The sequence below is a fragment of the Bradyrhizobium sp. MOS001 genome (assembly GCF_004634465.1).
Classification (GTDB): domain Bacteria; phylum Pseudomonadota; class Alphaproteobacteria; order Rhizobiales; family Xanthobacteraceae; genus Bradyrhizobium; species Bradyrhizobium barranii.
This window is the reverse complement of record NZ_SPVJ01000042.1, coordinates 22063-46284: the sequence shown is the minus strand read 5'-3', so window position 1 is coordinate 46284 and position 24222 is coordinate 22063. Positions and strand designations below refer to the sequence as shown.

General features: G+C 57.9%; 15 protein-coding genes and 2 pseudogenes. 9 read left to right on the top strand and 8 right to left on the bottom strand.

Annotated elements, in window-relative coordinates; genetic code table 11:
* Window positions 1–301 precede the first annotated feature (301 nt).
* The 5 genes from CT676_RS33995 to CT676_RS33975 form a co-directional block, all read right to left on the bottom strand.
* Window positions 302–1246 carry an AraC family transcriptional regulator gene (locus tag CT676_RS33995; protein WP_135216274.1) on the bottom strand — a complete coding sequence of 315 codons (945 nt, stop codon included), beginning with the start codon at window positions 1244–1246 and terminating at the stop codon, window positions 302–304.
* A gap of 460 nt (window positions 1247–1706) precedes the next feature.
* Window positions 1707–2624: a response regulator gene (locus CT676_RS33990; protein WP_135216273.1), complete on the bottom strand. Its 918-nt coding sequence runs from the start codon at window positions 2622–2624 to the stop codon at window positions 1707–1709.
* A gap of 25 nt (window positions 2625–2649) precedes the next feature.
* The gene (locus CT676_RS33985; protein ID WP_167768245.1) at window positions 2650–3027 is read right to left on the bottom strand and encodes a response regulator; all 378 of its coding nucleotides are present in this window, start codon (window positions 3025–3027) and stop codon (window positions 2650–2652) included.
* Between the two features lie 99 nt (window positions 3028–3126).
* Window positions 3127–3774 (bottom strand): response regulator transcription factor, encoded by a 648-nt coding sequence (locus CT676_RS33980; RefSeq protein ID WP_135216271.1) that lies wholly within the window; start codon window positions 3772–3774, stop codon window positions 3127–3129.
* Between the two features lie 271 nt (window positions 3775–4045).
* Window positions 4046–6886, bottom strand: coding sequence for a winged helix-turn-helix domain-containing protein (locus tag CT676_RS33975; RefSeq protein ID WP_135216270.1), 2841 nt, complete (start codon window positions 6884–6886; stop codon window positions 4046–4048).
* 735 nt (window positions 6887–7621) lie between these two features.
* Between CT676_RS33975 and CT676_RS33970 the strand changes: the two are divergent.
* The 4 genes and pseudogenes from CT676_RS33970 to CT676_RS33955 form a co-directional block, all read left to right on the top strand.
* Window positions 7622–9592, top strand: a pseudogene (locus CT676_RS33970) (PAS domain-containing protein); the annotation flags it as partial.
* On the top strand, window positions 9589–10236 hold the full coding sequence (locus tag CT676_RS33965) for a response regulator (RefSeq protein ID WP_135216269.1): 648 nt from the start codon (window positions 9589–9591) through the stop codon (window positions 10234–10236). The pseudogene CT676_RS33970 and the gene CT676_RS33965, both read left to right, overlap by 4 nt.
* The gene (locus CT676_RS33960; RefSeq protein WP_135216268.1) at window positions 10230–10595 is read left to right on the top strand and encodes a response regulator; all 366 of its coding nucleotides are present in this window, start codon (window positions 10230–10232) and stop codon (window positions 10593–10595) included. Before CT676_RS33965 ends, CT676_RS33960 begins: the two co-directional genes overlap by 7 nt.
* A 9-nt stretch (window positions 10596–10604) precedes the next feature.
* Entirely contained in the window at window positions 10605–11300 is a 696-nt protein-coding gene (locus tag CT676_RS33955; protein WP_135216267.1) for a response regulator transcription factor, read from the top strand.
* A gap of 446 nt (window positions 11301–11746) precedes the next feature.
* Here the strand turns inward: CT676_RS33955 and CT676_RS33950 are convergent, their stop codons facing one another.
* Window positions 11747–12583 (bottom strand): alpha/beta hydrolase, encoded by an 837-nt coding sequence (locus CT676_RS33950; RefSeq protein WP_135216266.1) that lies wholly within the window; start codon window positions 12581–12583, stop codon window positions 11747–11749.
* Between the two features lie 253 nt (window positions 12584–12836).
* Between CT676_RS33950 and CT676_RS33945 the strand changes: the two genes are divergently transcribed.
* The 3 genes from CT676_RS33945 (at window position 12837) to CT676_RS33935 (ending at window position 17397) form a co-directional block, all read left to right on the top strand.
* Window positions 12837–13358, top strand: a complete 522-nt coding sequence (locus CT676_RS33945; RefSeq protein ID WP_135216265.1) for a DNA starvation/stationary phase protection protein — start codon at window positions 12837–12839, stop codon at window positions 13356–13358.
* A 685-nt stretch (window positions 13359–14043) separates the two neighbouring features.
* Window positions 14044–15093 carry a cupin domain-containing protein gene (locus tag CT676_RS33940; protein WP_135216264.1) on the top strand — a complete coding sequence of 350 codons (1050 nt, stop codon included), beginning with the start codon at window positions 14044–14046 and terminating at the stop codon, window positions 15091–15093.
* Window positions 15094–15549: 456 nt separating this feature from the next.
* Window positions 15550–17397: a KUP/HAK/KT family potassium transporter gene (locus CT676_RS33935; RefSeq protein ID WP_167768244.1), complete on the top strand. Its 1848-nt coding sequence runs from the start codon at window positions 15550–15552 to the stop codon at window positions 17395–17397.
* A gap of 688 nt (window positions 17398–18085) precedes the next feature.
* On the opposite strand, the gene CT676_RS33930 is transcribed toward CT676_RS33935, so the two are convergent.
* Entirely contained in the window at window positions 18086–19153 is a 1068-nt protein-coding gene (locus CT676_RS33930; protein WP_135216262.1) for a methyltransferase, read from the bottom strand.
* A 179-nt stretch (window positions 19154–19332) separates the two neighbouring features.
* Between CT676_RS33930 and CT676_RS45520 the strand changes: the two are divergent.
* Window positions 19333–19774: pseudogene (locus tag CT676_RS45520) on the top strand (daunorubicin C-13 ketoreductase); the annotation flags it as partial.
* 667 nt (window positions 19775–20441) lie between these two features.
* Here CT676_RS45520 and CT676_RS33920 read toward each other — a convergent pair.
* Window positions 20442–21479 (bottom strand): IS110 family transposase, encoded by a 1038-nt coding sequence (locus CT676_RS33920; RefSeq protein WP_085398136.1) that lies wholly within the window; start codon window positions 21477–21479, stop codon window positions 20442–20444.
* Between the two features lie 558 nt (window positions 21480–22037).
* Here CT676_RS33920 and CT676_RS33915 point away from each other — a divergent pair.
* Complete coding sequence (locus tag CT676_RS33915) at window positions 22038–24050, top strand: ParB/RepB/Spo0J family partition protein (protein ID WP_193560923.1); 2013 nt, start codon at window positions 22038–22040, stop codon at window positions 24048–24050.
* Window positions 24051–24222: the final 172 nt, after the last annotated feature.

The following is a 24222-nucleotide window of genomic DNA, read 5'->3' as shown; positions in this document are numbered from 1 at the left end:
GTCCGAACGCGCGGAAATTCGAGATCTCAAACCTAGTTTGATCTGTCTCAAAAACCGTATTCTTGTAAAAGGTCGGGGCTTCGACGAATAGTGTTTCGGGAAAGGAAATCCGTAGCCACCCGCATGAAGAGCAATCGCTTCGTTAGCCAGCCTTACATGGGGGTGGGGGGCCGAGATGATATGACGATCGGCGCTTCCGTCTGCAGTCCGGATGCGTTCAACTACACCCTTGGCGGCTCGCTCCGGATAAAGCCCGTCGCTGTCTACGAAGAGCTGGCCGAGCGACGTCGCGTTATGGGGTTCAAGCCGCTATAACATTGCGTCTGTAGCTATCGCCACGTGAAGACAAGGCGCCCGGCTCAAAATTCAGTCCACGCCATCGACGCGGCGTTTCGCCGACACACTGCCTGAATACCGTCGTGAAATGGGATTGCGACTGGAAGCCGACGGCAAGGGCTATATCGACTACAGACTCATTGGTTTCGGCGAGCAGGCGTCGCGCCATCTCAATTCGATACTGGACCACGAACTCGCGCGGACGTAATCCGGTTGCCAAGCGAAATTGTGCGGCGAAGTGCATTCGACTCAGTCCAGCAGCGCCGGCCAGATCTTGCAACTTGATGGTTTTGGCATAGTGCCTCTTTACATACTCGAGGACCCGCTTCAGTCGCCAGTTCTGTAGGGGCGCTGCCTGACGGTTAACCGCGGATTGGGTTACATTCTGCAGGCTGAGAATTCGGGTGACGATTGCTAGGCGGACGGCATCAGCATAAAGCCCATCGAACTCGGAGCCGCGCTCCTCAGCGAGCGCCAAAGCTGCCGTAAGGCGCTTCAGGACAGGATCGGAGAAGTGCGGACTGACGGCGTTGGCGAGTGGGCTACTGGGTTCGAATTCGCGAATATACTGTCGGTACTGCGCGACACGGCTCCGCTCGATCCGGAAACAGATGGAGGTACGTACTACCGGGGAGCGGTCTTCTGATGCCGAGATGTTCTTCGCAGATACATTCGCATCAGATTCCCGACGGCGCCGAGGGCGGTTTGCGGCCACCGATATGAGGGTGTCCAGCTCTCTCAAGTCGACTGAAACGGCTACCGGCTCCTTGTCGCCAAGCACAACAGGAAGATCCGACCCGAACGGTGATGTATCGGCAGGCCCGGCGCTGTCATCATCAGGGGAAGTAGCCGCCGTATTGACGTTTACTCGAAGGTTGTCGTCGAAGCGAGAAAATGAATGATGGTCCATAGCGCTCTCTCCGAAAAAGCAGCCACAAGCTGAAGGAGCTGAGCCCGATGAGCTGCTGCATCGGACAAGAGAAGCGGCCGCATCGATCCGGTGCCGCGTTCACTTGTGCGTTTTTACCGTCCAGTCGCGACCGAGCCCAATCAGTTTAAGCGAAGAATCGCGAAGTTTTGTTAAGTGGGAAATCAATGAAGCGACGCGGGACTTCCCGTTCAGATCTCTGTAGATGGTAGGTCGCCTATTGCGTATGCAACCGCACAATCCTTGATCAGACGGTGCGTCTGGTCGTTCGAAATGGAAGTCGTTCGCGCAACGCGGAGCGGGTATTTGAGCCGTGACCCCGTGAGCCTCGCAACTTGATTATCCGCTTTATGAAGAACTTGCGGCGGCGGAGGCTCTGATATCAGCCAAGACTAACTCGCTGCGAGGCGCATTGTCAGCCCACAGGCAGATGTAAAGTGTTTTACGGACGTTCGTGAGTATCGTTTTTCATGGCCAGCCGAATTGCGTCCAGTAAATCTTTATGCCGGACAGGTTTACTTAAAAACTTCACAGCGCCAGCGTTTATCGCTCTTGTCGACACAGGGGGGTCGGTACATCCACTCATAAAAATCACGGGAAGGTGCACGCCAGCCCTGACTAGGTCGTCGTAAAAGTCGAGACCACTTCGCCCAGGGAGTCTAACATCGAGTAGAAGACAACGACAACCGATCGCAGAAGAGCTTTGCAGGAAATCCCCGGTCGACGAAAAAACCTCCGCGCGTAGTCCAATCGATTGCAAAAGCCCTCTGATGGCCTTACGGATGTCTGGGTCGTCGTCGATAATCGCGACAGCGGATCGACCTTCATAGCGAGATATAGTCGGACAAGCCGCCAGCGACTGGTGTGGTAGTCCGACCTTATAGTGGTCGCCAACAAAGGTTGCGCTCGACCCCCATGCTGCTTCTCTGGTGGAAATCGGCGCTGTGAACGTGTAGCCGCGCCCCGAAATTGATTTTACTATTCCCTTATCACCGCCGAGTGCATTTCGTAGCGCTGCAATCTGAACCCGCAAGTTGCTCTCACTTACGATCGTGTTTGGCCATGCACGGGCGACCAACTCCTCCTTCGTGACGAGATTTCCATTTGAATTGAGCAATGCAAGTAGGAGATCAAATGCTCGACCGCCGATCTCAACGGGGATGCCGTCGGCAAACAGTTGCCGCGAATGAGGCAGTACATGAAATCGATTGAAGCCAATCAACGCTTCAGCGGTGTTCTCGATCGCGAGATCATTGACTGATTCGTTCAAGTTGCCGATACGGTCGAGTGACTTTATCGGGGATCCGTTGGTCATACTGAGGCCCTTGTTAAAGCCGCCAAAAACGGAAATCCTGATCACGCAAATAACTGCGGTCGCCGACCGATCATTCAGTGCTAGAAAGGGTCAGCGCCTTGCGCACGCATGACAGAAACTCGTTCCGACGGACTGGTTTGTTGAGAAAGCAAACTGCACCTGCATTCAAAGCTTTCGTTCGGATTTGTTCCTCCGAATTTGATGTCAGAAAGATGGTCGGAATCTGGTAGGCAGATCTGATCAGGTGTCCTTGGAGCTCAAGGCCGGATAGTCCTGGCAGATTAACGTCGATGATCAGGCACGAAGCCCGCTCCGGCTTGCCGTGCTGCAAGAAGTCTTCAGCTGTCAAGAACGTCTCAACCTCAAATCCCGCTGAGCGCAAAAGCTCGGCCACCGCGTTTCGAACAAGGTCATCATCTTCAACATAAGAGATGGTCGGATGAGGCACTATTGTAATCCCGCCTTGAGATTAAAGGATATCGTCCCGCCCAGGCCGCAGCCAGCTCTGCCTTGGTGAGCGTCAACTAGATCAAGGGTCTGGAAAAACCTAGCCCAAGGTCGAGGTACCCGAGCCTGCTTTGGGGAGCTTGTCAGCTATACGAATCAGCTCCGCGAGAGAGTGAGCTCTCATTTTTCGCATAACGTTTCCGCGATGCAGCTTTACGGTAGCAATGCTGATGCCGAATTGCTCGGCAATTCGCTTGTTCGGAGAACCTGCCACAACGAGGCTAAACACCCCTCGCTCGCGTGGGGTAAGGGATTCATAGTCAACTTGAATGCGCGCCTGCACTTGGCCAACTTCTCGCTGGGCGGCGTCACGGCTGATTGCCGTCTGAATCGCGTCCAACAAATCCTGATGACGCACTGGTTTTGTCAGGAACTCGACGGCGCCCGTTTTCATCGCTCGGACAGACATCGGCACGTCAGCATGTCCGCTAATGAAAATGACCGGGATTCGGATATTTGCCCGAAGGAGATCGTCGTGAAAATCCAGACCGCTTTGTCCTGGCAACCGGACGTCAAGTATTAGGCAGCCGGGACCGTCAAGCCGCGTTGGTGCATTGATGAACTCCTGTGCTGACGCAAATAGTTGCGCTCGCAGTCCCACCGATTGGAGCAAGCCGTCGAGCGCCTCGCGTACGTTCCGATCGTCGTCGATCACAATTACGGTCGGCTTCTCGGAATGCTCGCTCAAGTTAGTGTCTCTCGGTCGATGTTGCACGGCGGATAGGAGGCTACTGCCATGAGGAGGCTGCGGCAATGCCAAGGACCAAGCTGCGGGCGTGGCGATTTAGACGATTGGCGGATGGTCAGTGTCAAGTACGGAAATCATCCGACTGCATAATCTGGTTTGCCAGCCCTGTGGGCGTCCGCGTTGGCTGAGCGGTCGAACGGATACGTTCGGTCGGTGGTGCTTTGTATGGTGCGGGCCACATCTCCATCGGCCCCTTGGCCAAGTGAAGAATTCAAACACTACCCGGGGCCAGTTCACTGAGCAGAGTTCTGGCTGCCTGGAGATCGGCGGTATCGAGCCCCTCCTCATACCGGGAGAATACAGAGGCGATCAGCGCGCGTGCCCTCTCCGTTTCGCCATGGCTTTGCCAGAGCCGCCCGAGCGTCATCGCCGCCCTCAGCTCCCAGCCCATGGCGAAATGCTCACGAGACAGCTCGAGAGACTGAAGGAGCGTGCTCTCGGCCTCAGAGAAACGAGCGCAAGCCGCGAGCACATATCCCTTCACGCGCAGCATCTCCGGTAAGTCGAAGGATCGCCCGGCTTTTCCACGTTGGTCGATGGCCTCCATAATTGAGGCCAGCGCCTGGTCGCGCCGCTCCGCCTGCACCAATCCCTCCGCGAGAGTTGAGGCGAAGAGAGTGTGTATCGACCGATGACGGGCTATCCGAAGAATGTCAGATCCTTGGCGGAGCAGATCGATTCCAACTTCGATCTCGCCGCGACGGATCAACAACTCCCCCTGGAGTCCAAGCCCCACTGCCTGATAAGGACCAAGAAGGTGGCGGGCTGCATGATCCACGAGCTTTTCGACCAGCCTTCCGGCGTTCTCCAAGTCACCCACCCATAAAGAAACATAGGTGCCCCATACCAAGGCTATGCCGAGGGTGAGCGGTTGTTGTACACGCTCAGCTTCATCGACCGAACGTCTCGCCGTGTCGATGGCCCGTATCGGCTGCCCGATGAGCCAAAGGCTGCGAGCATAGGCCACTAGCGCAACAACTCGGTCATCAAACCCAATGCGAGGCATGCTGATCCGCCGGGTTGCAAGATGCGGCAGACTGGCTGTCCCGCATCTAACGACGGCTTTGTCTTGAGCGCCGACTAGATGATACGATACTCCACTCATCCACTCCGCGGTACGCAAGGTAGATGTATCATTCAACCTCGCTGCGATCGCTTCGCCGCGGTCGCTTACCCGCAGCGCTTCCTGATATTCGCCTATTCTGCAGAAATAGGTGTGAAACTCTCGTAGTAGCCATAACTGCCATTCAAGATCGTCGAGCGTCTCCGCGAGTTCGAGACTGCGGCTGAGAGCAACCTGGACTTCTTCTGTGTTGCCGCGCGTGAACATCAGGGACACGCCGAGTGCGGCGTGCAATTCCATCTCCTGGCGTTCGCTGGTTGAGGTTGGATCGAGTGCCTCGATCGCGAGTTTCGTCCACCGATGGCACTCCGTCAACAGTGAAAGCTCGAGGAAGTATGGAGCGGCGGCGGTCGCCAGTGCTATCCCAATCACCCGATTGCCTCGTTCCGAAAAGCTCCACTCCAAAGCAGCTTGGACGTCCGCGACGTGCTCGGCGTATGGGACGAAGCTAATTCCTTTCCCGAATACGACGTTGCTGGCGGAAACGCCGGCCAGGAGGTTACGAAAGTGATTCGCGTGGTTCTGTGAAATTTGTGCAGTTTCGTCACTCTCAATAAGAAGGCCGCCAACGAATGCTCGGGTGGTGTTGAGCAGTCGATACCTGGCTGGTTTTTCAGCCGAGAGCGAAATCAGAGATTTTGCCACCAAGTTCGCGATAGCTTCAACGATCCACTCTTCGCTCATGCCAGCGCTGCAGGTGACTGCTATTGCGGCGTCGAGAGTGAATGGTCCCGCGAATACCGACAGTCTGCGCAATATTGCGCCTTCGATAGGTAATAGTAGGTCGTAACTCCATCCAAGCGCGGCGCTCAGCGTCTGATGCCTCGGTATTGCGCTGCGCTTGCCTCGCCATAGCAGTGACAGTCGGCTGTTGAGCAGCTTGGCAGTCCCTTCGATCCCGTACGCGCTCACTCGGCCAGCAGCGAGCTCGAGTGCTAGCGCAATTCCGTCCAAATTTCTGCATATCTCACCAACTAAGGGAGCCTCGGAATCTTTGAGCATAAATCTGCCGACACTTGCCGCGACGCGTTCGACGAACAACTGCGCTGCCGGATAAGAAAGTACCGACGCTTCGGTTGTTGCTTCGAGAGGCGGGCAGTCCAGCGGGGATAGTCGGTGAACCTGTTCGCCCTCCGCTCGAAGCGGCTCGCGACTAGTAGCCAGAATGGAAATATCTGGAGCGCCGCGAACGATCGCCTCAGCGACCAATACCAGGCCCTCCAAAAGATGCTCGCAGCTATCAAGTACCAACAGCATGCGTTTCTCGCGAAGAAAAGCCAGGATGCTCGGCATCGGGTCTTCGAGCCTTACGGTTAGGCCTAGTGCAGCCGCGATGGCGGTTGTCGCGAGGTGCGCAGTTGTGAGTGCGCCCAAATCGACGAACTTGACCATTTCCTCGAACGCGGCAAGTTGTCTGTGACCTACCGCCAGCGCGACCGTTGTCTTTCCGATGCCGCCCGGCCCAACAATCGTAACCAATCGATGAAGCGAGAGATCCTCGCAAACACTGGCGATTGCTTCGGCGCGCCCGACTATGTTTGCTGTGTGAGCGGGAATGCTGCTTGAAAACGCTATTGCGAGGCGCGCCTGCTCCGGATGACGTCGGATTGGAGCGGCAAAGCAATAGCCTCGACCAGAGACGTTCACGATATATCGAACGCCGAGTGAATGCTTTTCAAGCAGCTTACGTAGTGCACTAATGTGGACGCGGAGTGCACTCTCATCGACGACCACATCGCCCCATGCCTTTGCGACGAGATCCTCCTTACTGATGACCTCGCCCGCGCTCTCTGCGAGGATAGTCAATATATCCAGGGCTCGTGCTCCAATGTTTAGGGGGGCGCCGTTCACTTCGAGCGTCCGCAATTTCGGGAACAAGCGAAAAGGCCCAAAGGCCAGAGCTCCATCCTGGGGATTGTCGCCGTGCATGCGGTGCCTCCTCTGTTCCCTGAAGGCCGCTGGTGATCCGCCCGAGGTCCTAGATATCTATCTGGACGCAGGGCCCGCGCGGCCCTGTGCTTTCGCTGCCGCTGCTTAATCATCGATACTAGCGCCGCCGCGTGCAACTGGCGTTGCGGCGATGGCCGCATCTCAAATGTCTAAGGTTGCTCGACTGGGGGCTAGGATCAATATGCGTTTGGCTAGGTGCAGATAGGCGGTTTGCAACTCCTATTCGTTGCGGGACCGCAGTTGAGGTCAGGCAACCCTGTCGGTCCCTGGCACTCGCACACATGCTGCGGCGGCTGCGCGACCGGTTCATCATTCGACAGGGATGGCGACACCATGGGTTTCCATGAGGTGCGGTCGGTGTGTGGTCGGGCTACAAGCGAGGCGCGAGTCCGCACTCTCAAACGTTAAAAAAAGTGCTAAACAGTGCTGTTTGATCCCGAGGCTTTCTTCGTGTGGAAGGAGCAGCCCACCATGATAGCACCGCCTCCCGAACAGCGCGTTTTCCTTGCAATCGCGGCATCCGCCGCCGGAATCGCAGCGTGCTGGCTAACAACAACGCCATTTGGTTTACTGGCTCCGGTTTCCGCTCTGTATCTCTACGCGAGTAACCGGGTGGTTCTGTTGCTCCGCGCGATCTGGGGTTTTGCGTTCGCCGGTGCAGCAATAGTCGTTTACGTCTATGCGAGTGGCTTGCCTAATCCTTTACTTTATTGGGCAGCGTTTTTCGCGCTGGCGCTTTGCATCGGAGAAATCTTTGCGGCGAAATCGCTCCGCGGCGACGCGGTGCGGGCAAAGTGGATCATTGAAAACATGCCGGCCCATACCTGGTCGGCGAGTTCTGGCGGACACATCATACACGTGAGCGCGAGCGTTCTCTGCTATACCGGCGAGCTGGGAGATAAGACGGAGCTTTTCCACGAATTGGATCCTGCGGGATGGCGCCGCGTCGTTCATCCCGACGACTATTTACGGGTCCACGACCGGTGGCGACATTCCCTGACGACGGGTGTCCCATTTGATACGGAATGCCGGGTCCGAAGCGGAGATGGCAACTATCGCTGGTTCTGGTCTTTCGGCTCTCCATCGCGCGATGACGACGGCCGTATCGCCGGTTGGTGCGGCACGATGATTGACATCGAAGAAAACAAGCTTGCAGAAGCAGCGTTGCGGGAACGCGAGCGCGAGCTTTTACAGCTTGTGAACATGTTGCCGAGTCACATTTGGAAGCTGAATCCGGACGGTGAGCCGATCTTCTTCAACAAGCGTGTGATCGACTATCTCGGCGTGGCCGCAGAGGAGCCCGCCGCGCCGGTCATGAGCCGGCTTGCGACCTTCATAGAGACTGCCGTCCATCCCGATGATGCTATCGATGTAGCAAAGAGGCTCAGCCGGTGCATCGTCACCGGCGACAGCTTCGCCATGCGTTATCGGCTGCGTGGCGCTGACGGCGTCTACCGCTGGATGTCAGGTCGCATGGAACCGATGCGGGAAGAGGATGGGCGCATCACCCAGTGGTATGGGCTCTCTCACGACATCGATGATCTCTTGGCAACGCAGGAAGCACTACGAGAGAGGGAGCGCCTCCTATGGCAGCTTGTTGAAACACTCCCGGCAATGATCGACTGCGCTGCGCCGAATGGCGAGCCCGTTTATCGTAGCCAGCGGCTCCGCAAATTCCTCGGGTATGAACTTGAAGAATTGGACGGCGGTGGGACGTCCCGATTGTCCGGCACGCTCGATGCCGGCGTTCATCCCGACGACGTTGCGGGCGTCAAGGAACAATACGCCCTTTCGTTGCTTACCGGTAAACCGTACGCTCGAAGGCATCGACTGCGACGCTTTGATGGCGAATATCGATGGGTCGAAACGCGCGCCGCGCCGATGCGAAACGCGGAAGGTGCGATTGTGCAGTGGAACGTGATCTGCCTAGATATTGATGGCGAGGTTCGAGCGCAGGAAGAGCTGCGACTGGCGCAAGGAAGGCTTGCGCGTGCAAACCAGGCGGCAAGCCTGGCGGAGCTATCGGCTTCGATCGCGCACGAGGTCAATCAGCCTCTTGCCGCTGTCGTTGCTAATTCGCACGCCTGTCAGCGCTGGCTCACGGCGGATCCGCCAAATATCGAGCGCGCGCGTAGAGTAGTCGAGCGCATCATTCGAGATGCGAACGGTGCGGCGGACGTCGTAGGCCGCATTCGTGCCTTGTTCAAGCAATCCGTGGAGACTGGCCGGAGTACCATAGTGTTGGCCAACGTCGTGACTGAGGTATGCGATCTCATGGCCGGGGAGGCGATCCGGCGGCGTACTCGGATCGATGTCGACGTCGATACAGACGTTCCACCCGTCGCACTTGACCGCATTCAAATTCAGCAGGTTGTGAGCAACCTCATTCGCAACGGCTTGGAGGCGATAGATCGAGGGTCGGGTGATAACGCGATTCGAGCGCGCGTGCGCAGGATTGAGGGGGCAGTCCAAGTCGAAATCAGCGATAGCGGCCCGGGTGTCGAATCTCCCGACCGAATATTCCAGCCGTTCTTCACGACGAAAGATCAAGGAATGGGTATGGGGCTGGCCATCTGCCGTTCAATCGTCGAATCTCACGGTGGACGATTATGGGTAGAGAAGAACGAGCCTCGTGGAGCAACCTTTATCTTCACGTTGCCACATGATGCGAAAGCGGTGACATGACAGCTGACGATCACATCGTCTTCATCGTGGACGACGACGCGCGCATGCGAGAGGCGCTGCTGGAGCTATTGGACTCGCACGAGATGCAAGCGTTGGCGTTCGGTTCGGCCGGCGAATACATGAACGCGAATAAGCCGGATGCTCCGGCCTGCCTCGTTCTCGACATCGAGTTGCCGGATATCAACGGTCTCGATTTACAGGGGCAGATCGCGCAGAGTGATCATCCACCGATCGTATTCATAACAGGACATGGCGATATTCCGTCCTCGGTACGCGCGATCAAGCATGGAGCGTTGGACTTCCTGACCAAGCCGTTCAGCGATGAAGATGTCATGACAGCGATCCGCGCAGCGGTCACACAAGATCGTGCAAAGCGGTCGGATCGCGCTGAACTCGCTGTGTTGAGGCAGCGCTATCTCACCCTGACGCCGCGCGAGCGTGACGTTCTTCCGCTTGTGGTGAGCGGTCTTCTAAACAAGCAGGCCGCCGCCGAATTGCGGATAAGCGAGGTTACGCTTCAGATTCATAGAAGAAACGTGATGCAGAAAATGGCAGCGGCTTCCCTAGCCGACCTCGTGCGTACGGCGGAGAGATTGGCGATACCAATTACCCACTCGCGACGACCGGGAGGGGATCGATTGTGAAGGGCAGTGTTGTAGCCGTTGTTGACGACGATCCGCGATTGATCGAATCGATGGAGGAACTGTTGGAGTCTGGCGGTTATCATGCGCGTTGTTTTTCTTCCGCGCAGTCGCTGCTCGACAACGGATTGTCAGGCGTAGACGTGCTCATAACCGACATTGGGATCCCCGACATTGATGGCTTTGAACTTCGCAACCTAGCCATGAGGTTGCGGCCTGGTCTGCCGGTGTTCCTGATTACCGGCCGTCATGAAATAGCGGACCAAGGCCGTGCCCAAGGCATAAGTGGATTCTTTCGCAAGCCTTTTGACGGGCAGGCGTTGCTTGCAGCGGTGGGAAAAGCCTTAAGTGACCGAAAGTGAAGGGCACCAATGAGAGTTGACCAGCAGTTTCGACGAAAATCGTCGCCGATATCTTTGATGAAAGGAGACGATCCAGAGCAGCCCCTCGTCATCATTGTCGATGATGACGCCTCTGTCCGCGAGGCGCTGTCTGAATTACTTTTGTCGGTGGGTTTTCAAGCATCCGGCTTCGCCTCGACTCGAGAGCTGCTCGCTGCCGGCGTGTTGGACCGCCATGGCTGTCTCATCCTCGACGTTCGGATGCCCGGAGCGAGCGGTCTTGATCTGCAGCATCATCTGGTCGAAAGCGGCAATTCTAAACCAATCATATTCCTTAGCGGTCATGGCGACATTCCAATGACCGTGCAGGCGATGAAGGCGGGCGCCATCGACTTCTTGACCAAACCGGTCCGCGATCAGACATTGCTTGACGCTGTAATGTCCGGGATCAAGAGAGATCTGGCACAACGAGCTTCCGCCTTGGCCACCAAGCGCAACCTTGAACTCTTAGAGACGTTATCGCAGCGAGAGCGTCAGATATTGTCTGAGGTTTCCGGCGGCCGGGTAAATAAGCAGATCGCATTTGACCTAGGTATCAGCGAAGCGACGGTGAAGCTCCATCGTTCGAACATCATGCGGAAGATGCAGGCTGCCTCAATCGGTGAAGTCATTCGGATCTGGGAGTCATTGCCCGCATCCGTACGAGAGGCTCGTGCTGAGGTATGAATCTTCGACCGCCCTCACCCCATGAGATGGCCGCGCTATCACGTGGGAGATCCGTGCTGCAATGCCTCATAGTCGGCGTTTGGGACGGTGTCAGGAAGTCTCACCGCCGCGGCTTAGATCGGCGACGGGGAAACCAACGAGCTCTGCCTATCCAAAGCCTGGGGGAGTTGGATCGCATTGGACCGGCCGCGGTTTGAGGAGGGCACTCTGAGGGCGTCGACAATCGATTGTAGGGAGGAGGTCTCAGTATTTTCCAGCGTGATGTGAGGAAGCGGCCTCGATCCATTGAAGCCGACGGCGAATGCGGGCGATGTTCCTGCGCGAGGAAGAGATGAGCTGAACTCGCTGCGTTGCCGATTTCGTTGAGCGACCGCAAATGGTTGCGGCTGAGCAGGAAGCTCACACCGCAGATTCCATTGGTGCCAGTTTAGGAGGCGAAGCATGCTTTAAGCGTGCCGGGCATCGGCCTTGAAGAATGTCAGCAGATCCTCGTTGACTTGATCCTTGTGCGTTGTGCACAGGCCGTGAGGGGCACCTTTGTAGACCTTCAACGTAGCGCCGTTGACGAGCTTGGCTTGCAGCGCGCCGGCGTCTGCGAACGGCACGATCTGATCGTCATCGCCCTGAATGATCAACGTCGGCACGTCAAATTGTTTCAGGTCTTCGGTCTGGTCCGTCTCGGAGAACGCCTTGATGCAGAAATAGGCGGCAGGGAAGCCCGCCCTCATGCCCTGCAGCCAGAATGATTGGCGCACCCCTTCCGACACCTTCGCGCTAGGGCGATTATAGCTATAGAACGGCATGCTGAGGTCCATCCAGAATTGGGATCGATCGGCGATAGCGCTGGCGCGGAGCCCGTCAAACACCGAGATCGGCAAGCCGTCTGGATTTGCAGCGGTTCTCAACATCAGCGGCGGAACTGACGAGATTAGTACGGCTTTAGCCACCTGTTTCGTACCGTGTCGGGCGATGTAACGCGCGACTTCACCGCCACCAGTTGAATGCCCCACGTGGATGGCCTTCTTCAAGTCGAGCTTCTGCACGAGCTCCGCGAGATCGTCAGCATAGGTATCCATATCGTTCCCGGTCCACGGTTGGCTCGAGCGGCCGTGGCCCCGACGGTCGTGGGCGATGCAGCGATAGCCGCGCGAAGCCAAGAAGAACATCTGGTCTTCGAATGCGTCAGAGGAAAGCGGCCAGCCGTGGCTGAAGACAATGGGCTGCCCTGAACCCCAATCCTTGTAAAAGATCTGGGTACCGTCTTTTGTCGTAATAGTACTCATGTTGGCCTCGATTGCTGGGGGTGGGATCGCGTAACGGTACGATCGCGGTGATCGAACGTATTGCGGGATCGGCCAAGCTGTTGCGCAAAGGCACGGTTGTCAGCCCACGATCACGACTTCATAAGGAATACATCGCTCCCGTGCATTTGCTAAAAGGCTCGTCTTGCTCTTGCAAGACTGCAGGTATGCCGAACACTACTGTGTCTCTGGAGACGCGATGCGCGCCTCAGTCGCTACTACGAAGGATTGCAAGATGCTTGATGCTTCCACACCTCGCGCAGCGCTCATGAGCCCGACCGATCTGGGGGCCGGCGCGATGAAGCAAATCCCGCCCGCATTGAGAGTTTTGCTGGCGGACGTCTTCGCCTTGTACGTGAAGACAAAGAATTTTCACTGGCACATGTCTGGAAGTCACTTCCGGGATTATCACCTATTGTTGGACGGCCACGGCGACCAGATATTCGCAATGATAGATGCGATTGCAGAACGTACCCGCAAAATCGGCGGAACGACTATTCGCTCGGTCGGCGATATCGTGCGTCATCAGCGCGTCGCCGATAACAATGCAGAATATGTCGGCCCGCAAGACATGCTGGCGGAATTGTGTGCCGACAATCAAGAATTGACTAGAGAGATGCGTAGGGTCCACTCTATATGCGACGAGCACGGCGATGTCGCGACCGCAAGTCTCCTTGAAAACTGGATCGATGAGACCGAGCGGCGAACCTGGTTTCTCTTCGAACCGTCGCAATGCCGTCTCAATTCGGATCGGTGAATGCTCCGCTGATGGTCATTGACCGTGACGGCGCGATGCTTGCCTTGCTGGCTTCGGGCCGCCGAGCGTCCGGCGTTGTCAGGGCGAGCCGCTTCTCGAAGGGGGCGACGCTGGTTCTGCCGCGCCGCTCGGCGCCGTCCCATCTTTGGCTGACACCGCAGGCTCGACTCCGAACTTGAAGCTCTTCTCTTTCCCACCGCGCGACGACCTGGACTACGGCGGCTCGGTGTCGTGGTGAGGGCGTTGATTCATCCCGCCCCATATTGCCGGCATGAACGGCCGGATGGTTGATCCAAGACCGTTCTCCACCTACTCGAGTGTCCGCGGCGGCCGGTACGGGTCGCTCATGCTGAGTCGACCGACCGATCGCCTCAGGATGACGGTCACGACCTTCTCCGTAGTCTTTCCGGCGGTGAAGCCGATGCGTGTTCATTGTTGCGTTTCACGTCTTCCGGCGCGCAACGTGCCGATTCTGCGCGTCCGCGGTGGTGGGCCACGTGCTGACGCTCAACGTGACGAGACCTAGGTTGAATTGCTGCCTCGATCGAAGCACGCTGACCAGCGTTGGACGGGGCCTTGCTGACCAAACCGCGAGCGGTCAATGTTTAAACCGCCCTGCGAAACTGAAAAGACCGGGGGAATAGTTCGATGCAAGATTGAGCTAGAAGCCGCAAAGGAGCTCATCATGCATTCGACAGTCAAGCCGTCATTTCGCTATCAGTTAGAGAAGCAGAAGCCACGCGTCGGAGCAGGTGGAACGACGCGTGGAGCGTCGGTTCACGAATTCCCGGCGAGCATCGGGATCGCCGGCGTCTCCATGCGTCTCGACGCGGGTTCAATGAGGGAGCTGCACTGGCACGCAAACGCGGCGGAATGGGGCTACGTGATATCAGGGCAATGCCGCACTACTCTATTGAATCCGGATGGTCCGACGGAGACGGACATTTTTGGCCCTGGGGACATCTGGTACTTTCCGCGGGGCTGGGGGCATTCCATTCAAGGTATTAGCCCTGGAGAGTGCCACTTCATTCTTATCTTCGACAATGGTGACTTCTCAGAAGATCATACGTTCAGCATCACCGATTGGCTGGCCCACACTCCCAAGGCTGTTATCGAGCAGAACTTGGGTGTCAGCGCCGACGTAGTCGCAAAGATGCCCAAAGGAGAGGCTTATTTCGCCAAAGGACCGGTGCCCAACGACCGGTCGTTCGATGCTGCGCCGAGAAGCTATCCCGAGTTAGCAAGTCGGCATCGTTATCCGTTGCTTGCGCAGCAACCGCGGCGCATTCCGGGCTGCGGTGTGCAGTATATCGCATCTGTCAGGGAATTTCCGATCTCGACCGGCATGGCCGGTGCGTTGCTCGAGATTGAGCCTGGTGCGATGCGTGAATTGCATTGGCATCCGAATGCCGACGAGTGGCAGTACTACATCGAAGGCAGCGCCGAGATGGCCGTATTCCTTGCGGAGGCACAGGTGGTTATCGATCAGTTCGAAGCCGGAGACGTCGGCTACGCACCGATGGGAGCCGGGCATTATATCCGGAACACCGGTAACGGCCTCCTGCGCGTGCTTATCGGGTTCAACAGTGGGCACTATCAATCGAATGATTTGAGTGCATGGGTTGCGTCGAATCCGCCCGATGTACTCGCAAGCAATCTCGACATCTCACGGGAGGCGGCAAAAGGCCTGCCACGTTCACCGCTCTTCATGGTGTCCGAGCGCGACGCCGGCTAATAACTTCGGCCGCGGGTCTGGCTAAGGTGCGACGTTGGTCAAAGGAGCGCGCCGGAAGGCCGGTGGCAGTCGAATGAGGCAACACGATTCCTGCCCTGACGATCCGATCGCGCTCAAGCGGAGCGGGCGGTTTGTTGAACGCGACATTGCCGTCGTAGCGTAGTTCAACGTTGCGGTACTTTGATGCTTTCGATCGGAGGAGGCGATGAAGCACCTTTTCGAGGCCTCGCTCGGGCTAAAGGGGTCGTAAATTGCCGACAAAGAACGTGCACTTTAGCTACGGCACGTTTTCTCATGAAAGAAAGTCCTATCCCATCTTGGGAGGCTGCTGGGGCCCGACCGTGAGACGAGGGTGAGCGGTGCTTGAGCGCCAACTTTGGCTCGGATCACGGTTCGGCCCGTTCAGAAGTGTGAGATGGCGCTGTGATGCGAAATGAGGTGAGCAGCCGAGATACGATGGCCGCCCAAGCTAAAGCCGCACTATTGGCGCTTGGTATCGTCTACGGCGATTTGGGTACCAGCCCGCTTTACACGGTTCAGGTGATAGCACAAATCATGGGCGATCGGTTTACCGCCGAGGCGGCTCTGGGCTCACTTTCCCTCATCGTATGGGCGCTTATTCTAACTGTCTCACTCAAATATTGCTGGTTTGTGATGCGGGCGGACAATCAGGGCGAAGGAGGAATTCTTGCCTTGATGACGATGACCGGTGCTCAGTGGGCCGGTCGAGGGCGCTGGTGGATCGTTGCGGGTCTATTCGGCGCAGCACTTCTCTATGGCGACGGAATCATCACCCCAGCGATTTCCGTGCTCAGCGCTGTCGAAGGCCTGACTATCGCGACGGATTGGTTTGTGCCGTACACGGTGCCAATCGCTGTCGCTATTCTTGTATTGCTGTTCGCTATCCAAAGCCGGGGCACCGGCACGGTTGGCAGAGCGTTTGCGCCGATCATGTTGGTCTGGTTTGTCACCATTGCGATGCTCGGCATCTTGGGAATTTGGCATCAGCCCGAGGTTCTGAAGGCGATCAATCCGCTCTACGGCTTTGAGCTACTGATCATGCATCGCGGGATCGGAATCGCGACCCTTGGTGGGGTGTTTCTCGCGTTGACTGGCGGCGAAGCACTTTATGCGGACATGGGTCAGGTGGGGCGAAGGCCGATGCGAATCGCTTGGTATTGCGTGGTGCTTCCGGCGCTTGTCCTCAACTATGCGGGGCAGATCGGCAATATCTTGAACATGGGTCATGCAAGAAGCCCGTTTTTCGAATTGGCTCCATCCTGGCTAATTTATCCTCTCGTCGTGCTGGCGACCAGTGCCTCGGTCATAGCGAGCCAGGCAATTATCTCCGGTTGCTTTTCCATGACCCAGCAGGCGGTGCAGCTTGGATGGCTTCCTGCCACTCGAATAAAGCACACGTCTGAGGATGCCTACGGGCAAATCTATGTGCCGTTTGTGAGTTGGACGATGATGATCTTTACGGTAGCGTTGATCCTGGGCTTTGGTAGCGCAAGCCGATTGGCGGGGGCCTATGGGACTGCTGTCTCGATCACAATGGTTCTTACCACGTTGCTGCTATACAAAGTTCTCCAGATGCGGCGGTCCTCTACGTTCTCCGTCAAAGCGGCGCTGCTTACGGCCATATTTCTCTCTGTCGATCTGGGCTTTCTTTCTGCCTGCATGCTCAAGATAGGGGATGGAGCATGGATACCGCTGACTATTGGCGGTCTCGTGTTCGCTACCATGGTAATCTGGCATTCGGGTGCGGCGTATTTGCACTGTCGGAGCCAAGTTCGATCGATGTCACCCGCACAATTCTTCGAACTCCTTAATAGCGGCCGGATCGTCCGCGCACCCGGCACCGCGATCTTCCTGACGCGACTGTCGGAAAACATACCGCCGATTATCGTCAATTATGCACGGCGGACGGGTTCATTGCAAAAGACGGTAGTTCTGCTCTCAGTGACATTCGAGCGGCTTCCGCGCGTGGCCCCGAGGGATCGAATAAGGATCTCACGACTTGCGGAGGACTTCTGGCGCATCAACGTTCACTTAGGGTTTTTTGAAGATCCCGATCTTCCTTCCGTCCTGCTAACCGCGACAAATTTGGGGGGACCGCTCGTCTGCCAGCCGTCTTACTTCATCGAGCGTCTTGACGTTGTCAGTCGCGGCTCTCGCACATTGCCGTTCAGACTGCAGATATGTTTATTTTCAATTATGTTGAGAAATTCGGCCCGCGTGGTCGATCGGTTCAAGGTTCCGCCAGCGACACTGATCGAGTTAGGACGGCGGATTGACCTGTAAGCCGTGCTTACCGCTGCAGGAGCTTGTGCACTCGCTCGGCTATACCTGAGCCGCCAAGCTGGCTCACCGTGCCAGCCACGCCCGACAGGTGGGGGCAGCACGAAAATTCCGGAGTGGATGGCCGAGACCACAAGATGACCGTTCTTGTGCGAGACGCTCGCCTAGCGCGGCGTCGATACGACCGTTTCGCGGCGCTTGCGTGGCTGCGTACAGGAGGCGGTTCCGGTGATTGCTGTCTTCGGCGGGCGCGAGATGAAGGACAGCCGGTTGAGAGCTCGCGCGAGCCCGACGGATACGTGCTCGAGTGGTAGTCACTGAAGAGGGAGATGGCGGCGTGCTTTGCTGCTTTTTCGTCCAAGTTTGGCTTGCGCTGAGCAACTGAGTAATCGAACGGCAACGGCTAATGCCGCAGTTGACATGAAGCGATTGCGCCGTCCAAGGCAAAGCGGCGCGTCCGAGATATAAACCGGCGCAGAGTCCGGCTTACTTCGAGCGCACACTCATAGTCCCGCAGCTGCTTGGCCGAGCCATGCTTTTCGCTTCACGCCTACTCAGAACAAAGCGCACAGAGCGCCGGCTCGGACCCACAACAACCTATGCGGCGATGTTGCACACGCAATCACAGGAGAGATATTGGGGAGCCGACATTTTTGGCTGTACTTCGCGACGGGTTGACTGGCTCACGACGCTACTTGATACCGATGACCATGCTATCCGGGCCAACGAGATGCTCGACGCGGGTCGTGGTAAATCCCGCTTCCCGCAGCCAGGCACTGCAATCAGCGCCGGTATAGTCAAATCCTCCAGTCGTCTCGACCAGCATGTTCAGGCTCATCAGAAGACCGAACGCATTGTCACGACGATCATCGTCGATGAGAGCCTCATAGATGATTACCGCACCGCCATTCGGCAAAGCGGCGAACGCCTTGGCGAGCAGGAGCTTCTTTTGTGCTAGGTCCCAATCATGCAAGATGTGGCCCATGATGATGACGTCGGCCTCGGGAAGCTCGTCCTTGAAAAAATTCCCCGCGTGAAACCGTACCCGGTCCGATAGCCCCATTCCGGCTATGAACTCCTCGAAGACCGGCTGGACTTGGGGAAGATCGAAACCGATCCCCCGAAGATGAGGATGGGCTCGCGCCAACGTAGCCGGCACCATGCCCTGCGCAGCGCCGATATCCACGAACGTCTTCTGATGGTCCCAGGGGAACTTCGCGGCTATCGCTAGCGCCGATCCCGCGCTGATTCCGCTCATGGCGGTCAAGAAGCCGCGCAAGACCTCCGGCTTTGCATACATGGCGCCAAAGAAATCCTCGTTGTTCTTGCTCTCGTTCTGAGGTTGACCCGAACGCAGAGCTTCGGTTAACGAGCCCCAGAAGCCGTATAGCCGCGTATTCGCCATTTCGAGCATGCCGCCAACGTAAGAAGGTTTGGCCCTGTCGAGAAACATATCGGTTTCGGGAGTATTGCGATAAACGCCGCCGTCGCGTTCCAGCATTTTCAAGGCAACCAACGCATCCAGAAAGTCGGGAGCCGCACGCCGATGAAGCCCAATCTTTATCCGTAGGGTCTCAAGGTCCGAAGGCCCGCTTGCGAGTGCACTGAACACACCCAGTTCGACCGCGCTCAACAATGTTTTCGAGCCCCAGAAACCCATGCCCAATTGCAGAATTTTGTTAGGCGTTACAGCCGCTTCGCCAATCGCCGGTGGATTGCTTCCAGCGGCCGAGCTGGTTATGGCTTCACCTAAGTTCATCGTCGCCTCCAGTGCTAGCGGTGTTGAGAGCTCCACGGGGTCGTTCTAACTCTCTTTAATGTGCATCATTGACCGGTCTCTTTGCAAACCCAAGGGGGCAATTCGCATGGTACCGGCGAATGCTTCGTTGGCGTCTCAAGGCAGTGCGATGTTTGGGTAGTTCGGTCCGTCCGTAGTGCCGCCCCGCTCGGTTGGTCTATCTTAGTAGCGGGATGCTTCGCGGCGGAGAGGGCTCGCTGGATGACTTCGACTGAACGAAAAGGTCTTGGGATTCGGCAACGGTCCACGCCGAAAGTAAGCTGCACGTCGTCGCTCTGTCGTCCGCGCTGACGCGACGCTGGCCGCGGGTCCTAAGCAACTCGGTCGATGCCGGCTGGGTGCGCACGAGGATGGGCGGCGCGGGCGCCCCGATCGACATCGAGAGCGGGCAGAAGACCCAGACGTGGCTGGCCGTAAGCGAGTATCCTGCTGCGCTGCTCAGCGGCCGATTACTGGCCTCACCTCCGGCAGCAAGAGCCGGCCGGCGAAGAAGCGGACCCCGGTTTTCAGGACAAACTCATCGACAAGCTTGGCGACATGCCCGACGTGGCGCTCCACAGTCCTGAATACTTCCGCTCCTGATTCAACAGCGTTCCTCGGGCTGCCACTCTCAAGGGCAGCAAAGGGCCCAAAGGCGGAAACTAGTGGCCCGTCGATCGGCATAGCTTCGCTAGCGTCCAATATTGAATCTCCAGCACGGGACGGCGGTCAGACCTGAGGAGTACTCGGTAAGGGTGAATAAGACTTCTATCGGAGGCAAGGAAAGACGCGCGCGCGTGCGGTTGTGCCGCACCGGGCTCTTGTGAACCGAGCCGCGGTGCGTCTCGGCCATTCGGCTTCGATCCCTCGCGCAAGCAGATATAATGTGTCGCTCGCCGGAGGCACTCGCGCGAAGGGCTGCCGCTTCGCGGCACCGCTATCACTGCCCGTCGCGCGGGTGCCTTGTTAACCGGTCTTCTCTAACCGGGGTTGGGACGTCAAGTACCAAATCTGGTCTAATTACTGCATTGTGGCTGTGCCTTCCGACCCTACCGTGGCGTCAAAGCGATCCGGCGATCGCGCTTCTCTTCGAGGTCGGGATTCCCGCCTCATGATGATGTTCGTGAAGAAGTGGCGGGACCATCTCGGGAACGCAGTTACGAAGCAATCGGCTCGCGCTGCAGACCGGTTATCACCCTCGCCATTCCTCGTCCTGCCGGACTCCTTGACAGCCTTTCGGCCGTGTTCTGCTGATCAGTTCATTCGGGTGTCAGGCTGCCGCTGCGGCCTCCGATCTCTCCCACCGGAAGTCGCTGCCGTCGCACCACATACGGTGCAGTATGACGGATATCTTGCGAGCCACCGCGACCAGCGCATTTTTCATGGAACTGCGCTTAGCGATGCGGATGCCCCATGCCTTTAACGAGCACCATCGTCTGGTGTTGACCATCAATGAGTGCGCCGCTTCAAAGAGATGTTCTCGAGCAAAGGCATCGCCGCATCGGGTGATGCGCCCGTTGTAATCGACCTCTCCGGATGCGTATTTGCCTGGGGTCAGTCCAAGATGGACGCCAACATGCCGTGATTTACGGAAGCGGCCTGGGTCATCGATGGTCGTCTTGAATGCTAATGCTGTCAGGGGGCCAACGCCAGGAACTGTCATGAACCGGCGGCAAATAGCATCGCTCCGAACCAGGCGCCCAATCAGGCACGCCAACACGCGCGCTTGTTCGCCGAGGATGCGCCGGGCTTCGAGCAATGGAACGACGAGGGCCTGTAAATCTCCGTCAGCCACGATCAGCTCGCGTACACGTTCTTCAAAGCGGCTTTGGCCGATAAGGCCCACTTTGAATCCGAAGGTTCGAAGCGCCGCCCGAATATGATTGTTGAGGTCGCGTTGCTTGTCGAGCAGGCACCGGCGACTGCCCATCAGCGCTCGTAGCTTTTGGCTGGCTTCAGATTTGATGTGAACCGCCTTAAACCACCCTGTTCGCATCATTTGCGCAAGCGCACGAGCATCGTTGCGGTCCGTCTTGACGGTCTGAGCTTGCATCACGCTCTTTGCGTGCCGGGTCTCAACACAAATGACTGGTAATCCGCCTCCCGAAAGTCCCTTGTGCAGCCAGGAAGAACATTGACCGGCTTCCAGCCCAACGCGCTGCAGAGCGAAGCGGGTATTTCTCAGCCAGGAAATTAGCGCCTCGGGTTCTGTATCCGTCACTCCTTCCCTGACGATATTTCCATCTTGATCAACGATGCAGATCGCGGTGCGCCTCAAAGACACGTCGAGTCCAGCGAAGTAATTCATCAGGATCTCCAGTTCATCTTGTTGGGCGAATCGATCGACGTATTATGCGCCCGAGAAGCCGGTGCCCGGTTACTTCATCTCGCGACTGCACTCGGTCCCGGGTCCCGCCGCTACGCGTCGGCGCTCGCGACTGCACTCGGTCCCGGGTCCCGCCGCTACGCGTCGGCGCTATGCTGACTCTCTTGCGGGTGCCTCTTTTCATTCTCTCACTCTTGCTCTTGTTTTCGATCTCTTGTTTTGGCCTGCGCTGACTTGCTCAACATTCCAACGCTTGAGATCTCAAGGGCGCCGCCCCTCGCGCGCGCCAGGGTAAAGCGCCGGCTGGCGCCGGCGCCGACCCGAGCGGTCTCCCCGGTCTTCCGTGCTTTCGAGGGCGTCACCTTCTCGAACGGCTGACATGCGCTCGTGCAGACCCGCGTCTATCGAGCGGCCCTTGCGGGCGGGCGAACCCCCTCCGCTCGGGTCGCCCTGGCGCTTGCTACCCCCGGTCTCGCCGACGGGCAGGGGTGCAGGCGCGGAGTGCGCGCTGCACCCATGGAAGCAAAAGGAAGAATGATCATGTCGGCCAAATCAGTTGAAATCAATCCCGCGAGCGGGACGGAGACTTTGATTCCGCTCAATAAGCTCAAGAAGTCCCCGAACAATGCGCGCAAGACGCCGCATAGCGAGGTGGCGATCGAGGGCTACGCGGCGAGTATTGCCGCCAAGGGCATCCTGCAAAATCTGGTGGTCGAGCCCGAGTTGGACGGAGAGGGGACGGCCACGGGGTTCTATCTCGTGACCATCGGTGAGGGCAGGCGGCTCGCCCAGCTTTTGCGGGTCAAGCGGAAGGAGATCAAGAAGACTGAGCCGATCCGCTGCATCATCGACACCGCGAACGACCCTCACGAGATCAGCCTGGACGAGAATGTCACCCGCGAAAACATGCATCCCGCCGACCAGTTCGAGGCTTTCAAGAAGCTCGCGGATGAGCGCGGGTTCGGCGCGGAAGAGATCGCTGCCCGCTTTGGCGTGACGGCGCATGTGGTGCGACAGCGCCTGCGGTTGGGCGCGGTTTCGCCCAAACTGATGCAGGTCTATCGCGAGGGCGAACTGGCCCTTGAGCAGCTGATGGCCTTTGCCATCAGTGACGATCAGGCCCGGCAGGAAGCTGTCTATGAGCGGCTATCTTACGAGCGGGATGCCACCACCATCCGCCGTCTGCTCACTGAAACCCATGTCGCTGCAACCGATCGCCGCTCGCGGTTTGTCGGGCTCGAGGCCTATATCGAGGCAGGCGGTACGATCCTGCGCGACCTCTTTACCGAGGATCGCGGCGGCTATCTCGAAGACGTGGCGCTGCTCGATCTCTTGGTGACAGCACGGCTTGGCCGGGAGGCGGACGCCTTACGGGCAGCCGAGGGATGGAAGTGGACGGAGCCCCATCTCGACTTCCCGCATGCCCACGGCATGCGTCGTGCCTACCCGCATCCGGTCGAGCTCTCGGCGGAAGATCAGGCCGCCCTTCAGGTCGTTCAAACCGAGTTCGATCGGCTGACCGAACAGCATCAAACGGCCGAAGAACTGCCTGATGAGGTGGATGCACGGTTTGGTGAACTGGAGAACCAAATCGAGCAGTTTGAGGCGAAACGGCAGGCCTACGATCCCGGCGACGTCGCGCGCGGCGGCGCGTTCGTGATCCTCAATCATGACGGCACCATCAGGGTCGAACGCGGTTTCATCCGCCCCGAGGACGAGAAATTCCCTGCCGAAGCGGGGCAGGAAGGCGATGCTGTGGCAGCCGATGATGAAGGAGGAGGTGACGATCAAGCCACGCGTCATGGTGAAGGAGAGGAGGAAGAAAACGAGGAGGAAGGCGAGGAACAGAAGCTGTCCGATACGCTCATTCGTGACCTCACCGCGCATCGCACCCTAGGGCTGCGTCTCAATCTGAGTGAGCAGCCGGACGTTGCCATCGTGACAGTCACCCACGCGCTCGCTGCTCAAATCTTCTATGTCGGGGCCAATGCCCATGTGGTCGGCATTCAACCGGTCAAGACGGATTTGACCGCGCATGCGGTCGGTATCGAGGATACTCCGGCGGGCAAAGCGTGGTCGGATCGCCATGCCAATTGGGCGGGGCAAATGCCCCGGGACGTCGCCAAGCTGTGGGAATTCGTGGTCGAACTCGACCACGACAGCCACATGGCGCTGTTCGCCCATTGCACGGCATTGACGGTCAATGCGGTCAAATTGCCACTTGACCTCCGGCCGCGCGCCTTGGCGGCGGCCAGCCGTCTGGCCGAGGCCGTCGCCCTCGACATGACCGGATATTGGCGGCCGACGGTGCAGAGTTATTTCGGCCGGGTCACCAAGGCGGGCATCCTTCAGGCCGTCCGCGAAGGCGTCGGCGAGGAGGCCGCCGAACGTATCTCGGGTATGAAAAAGGTCGAGATGGCGGCAGCCGCCGAGCAGCTGCTGGCGGCAACCGACTGGTTGCCGCCGTTGCTCCGCACGGCCAAGACGGGGGATAAGGTCGGTTTGCCAGATGGGGCGCAAGGCCATGATTTCTGCTCGCAAGCTGCCGAGTAAGAGGCGTGCCGGTGCCGCTGGAGCGGCCCCGGCACGCGTCAAATTCCGGCCGCGCTCCTCACGGTGCGCGGCCGGTTCAGTTGAAGCAAGGCGGGCAATTAATCACGCTAACCCGTCCCCAAATGGGGGCCACGATCCGTCCGATCTGCGCGGCTGGCAGTGCTTATCAAGC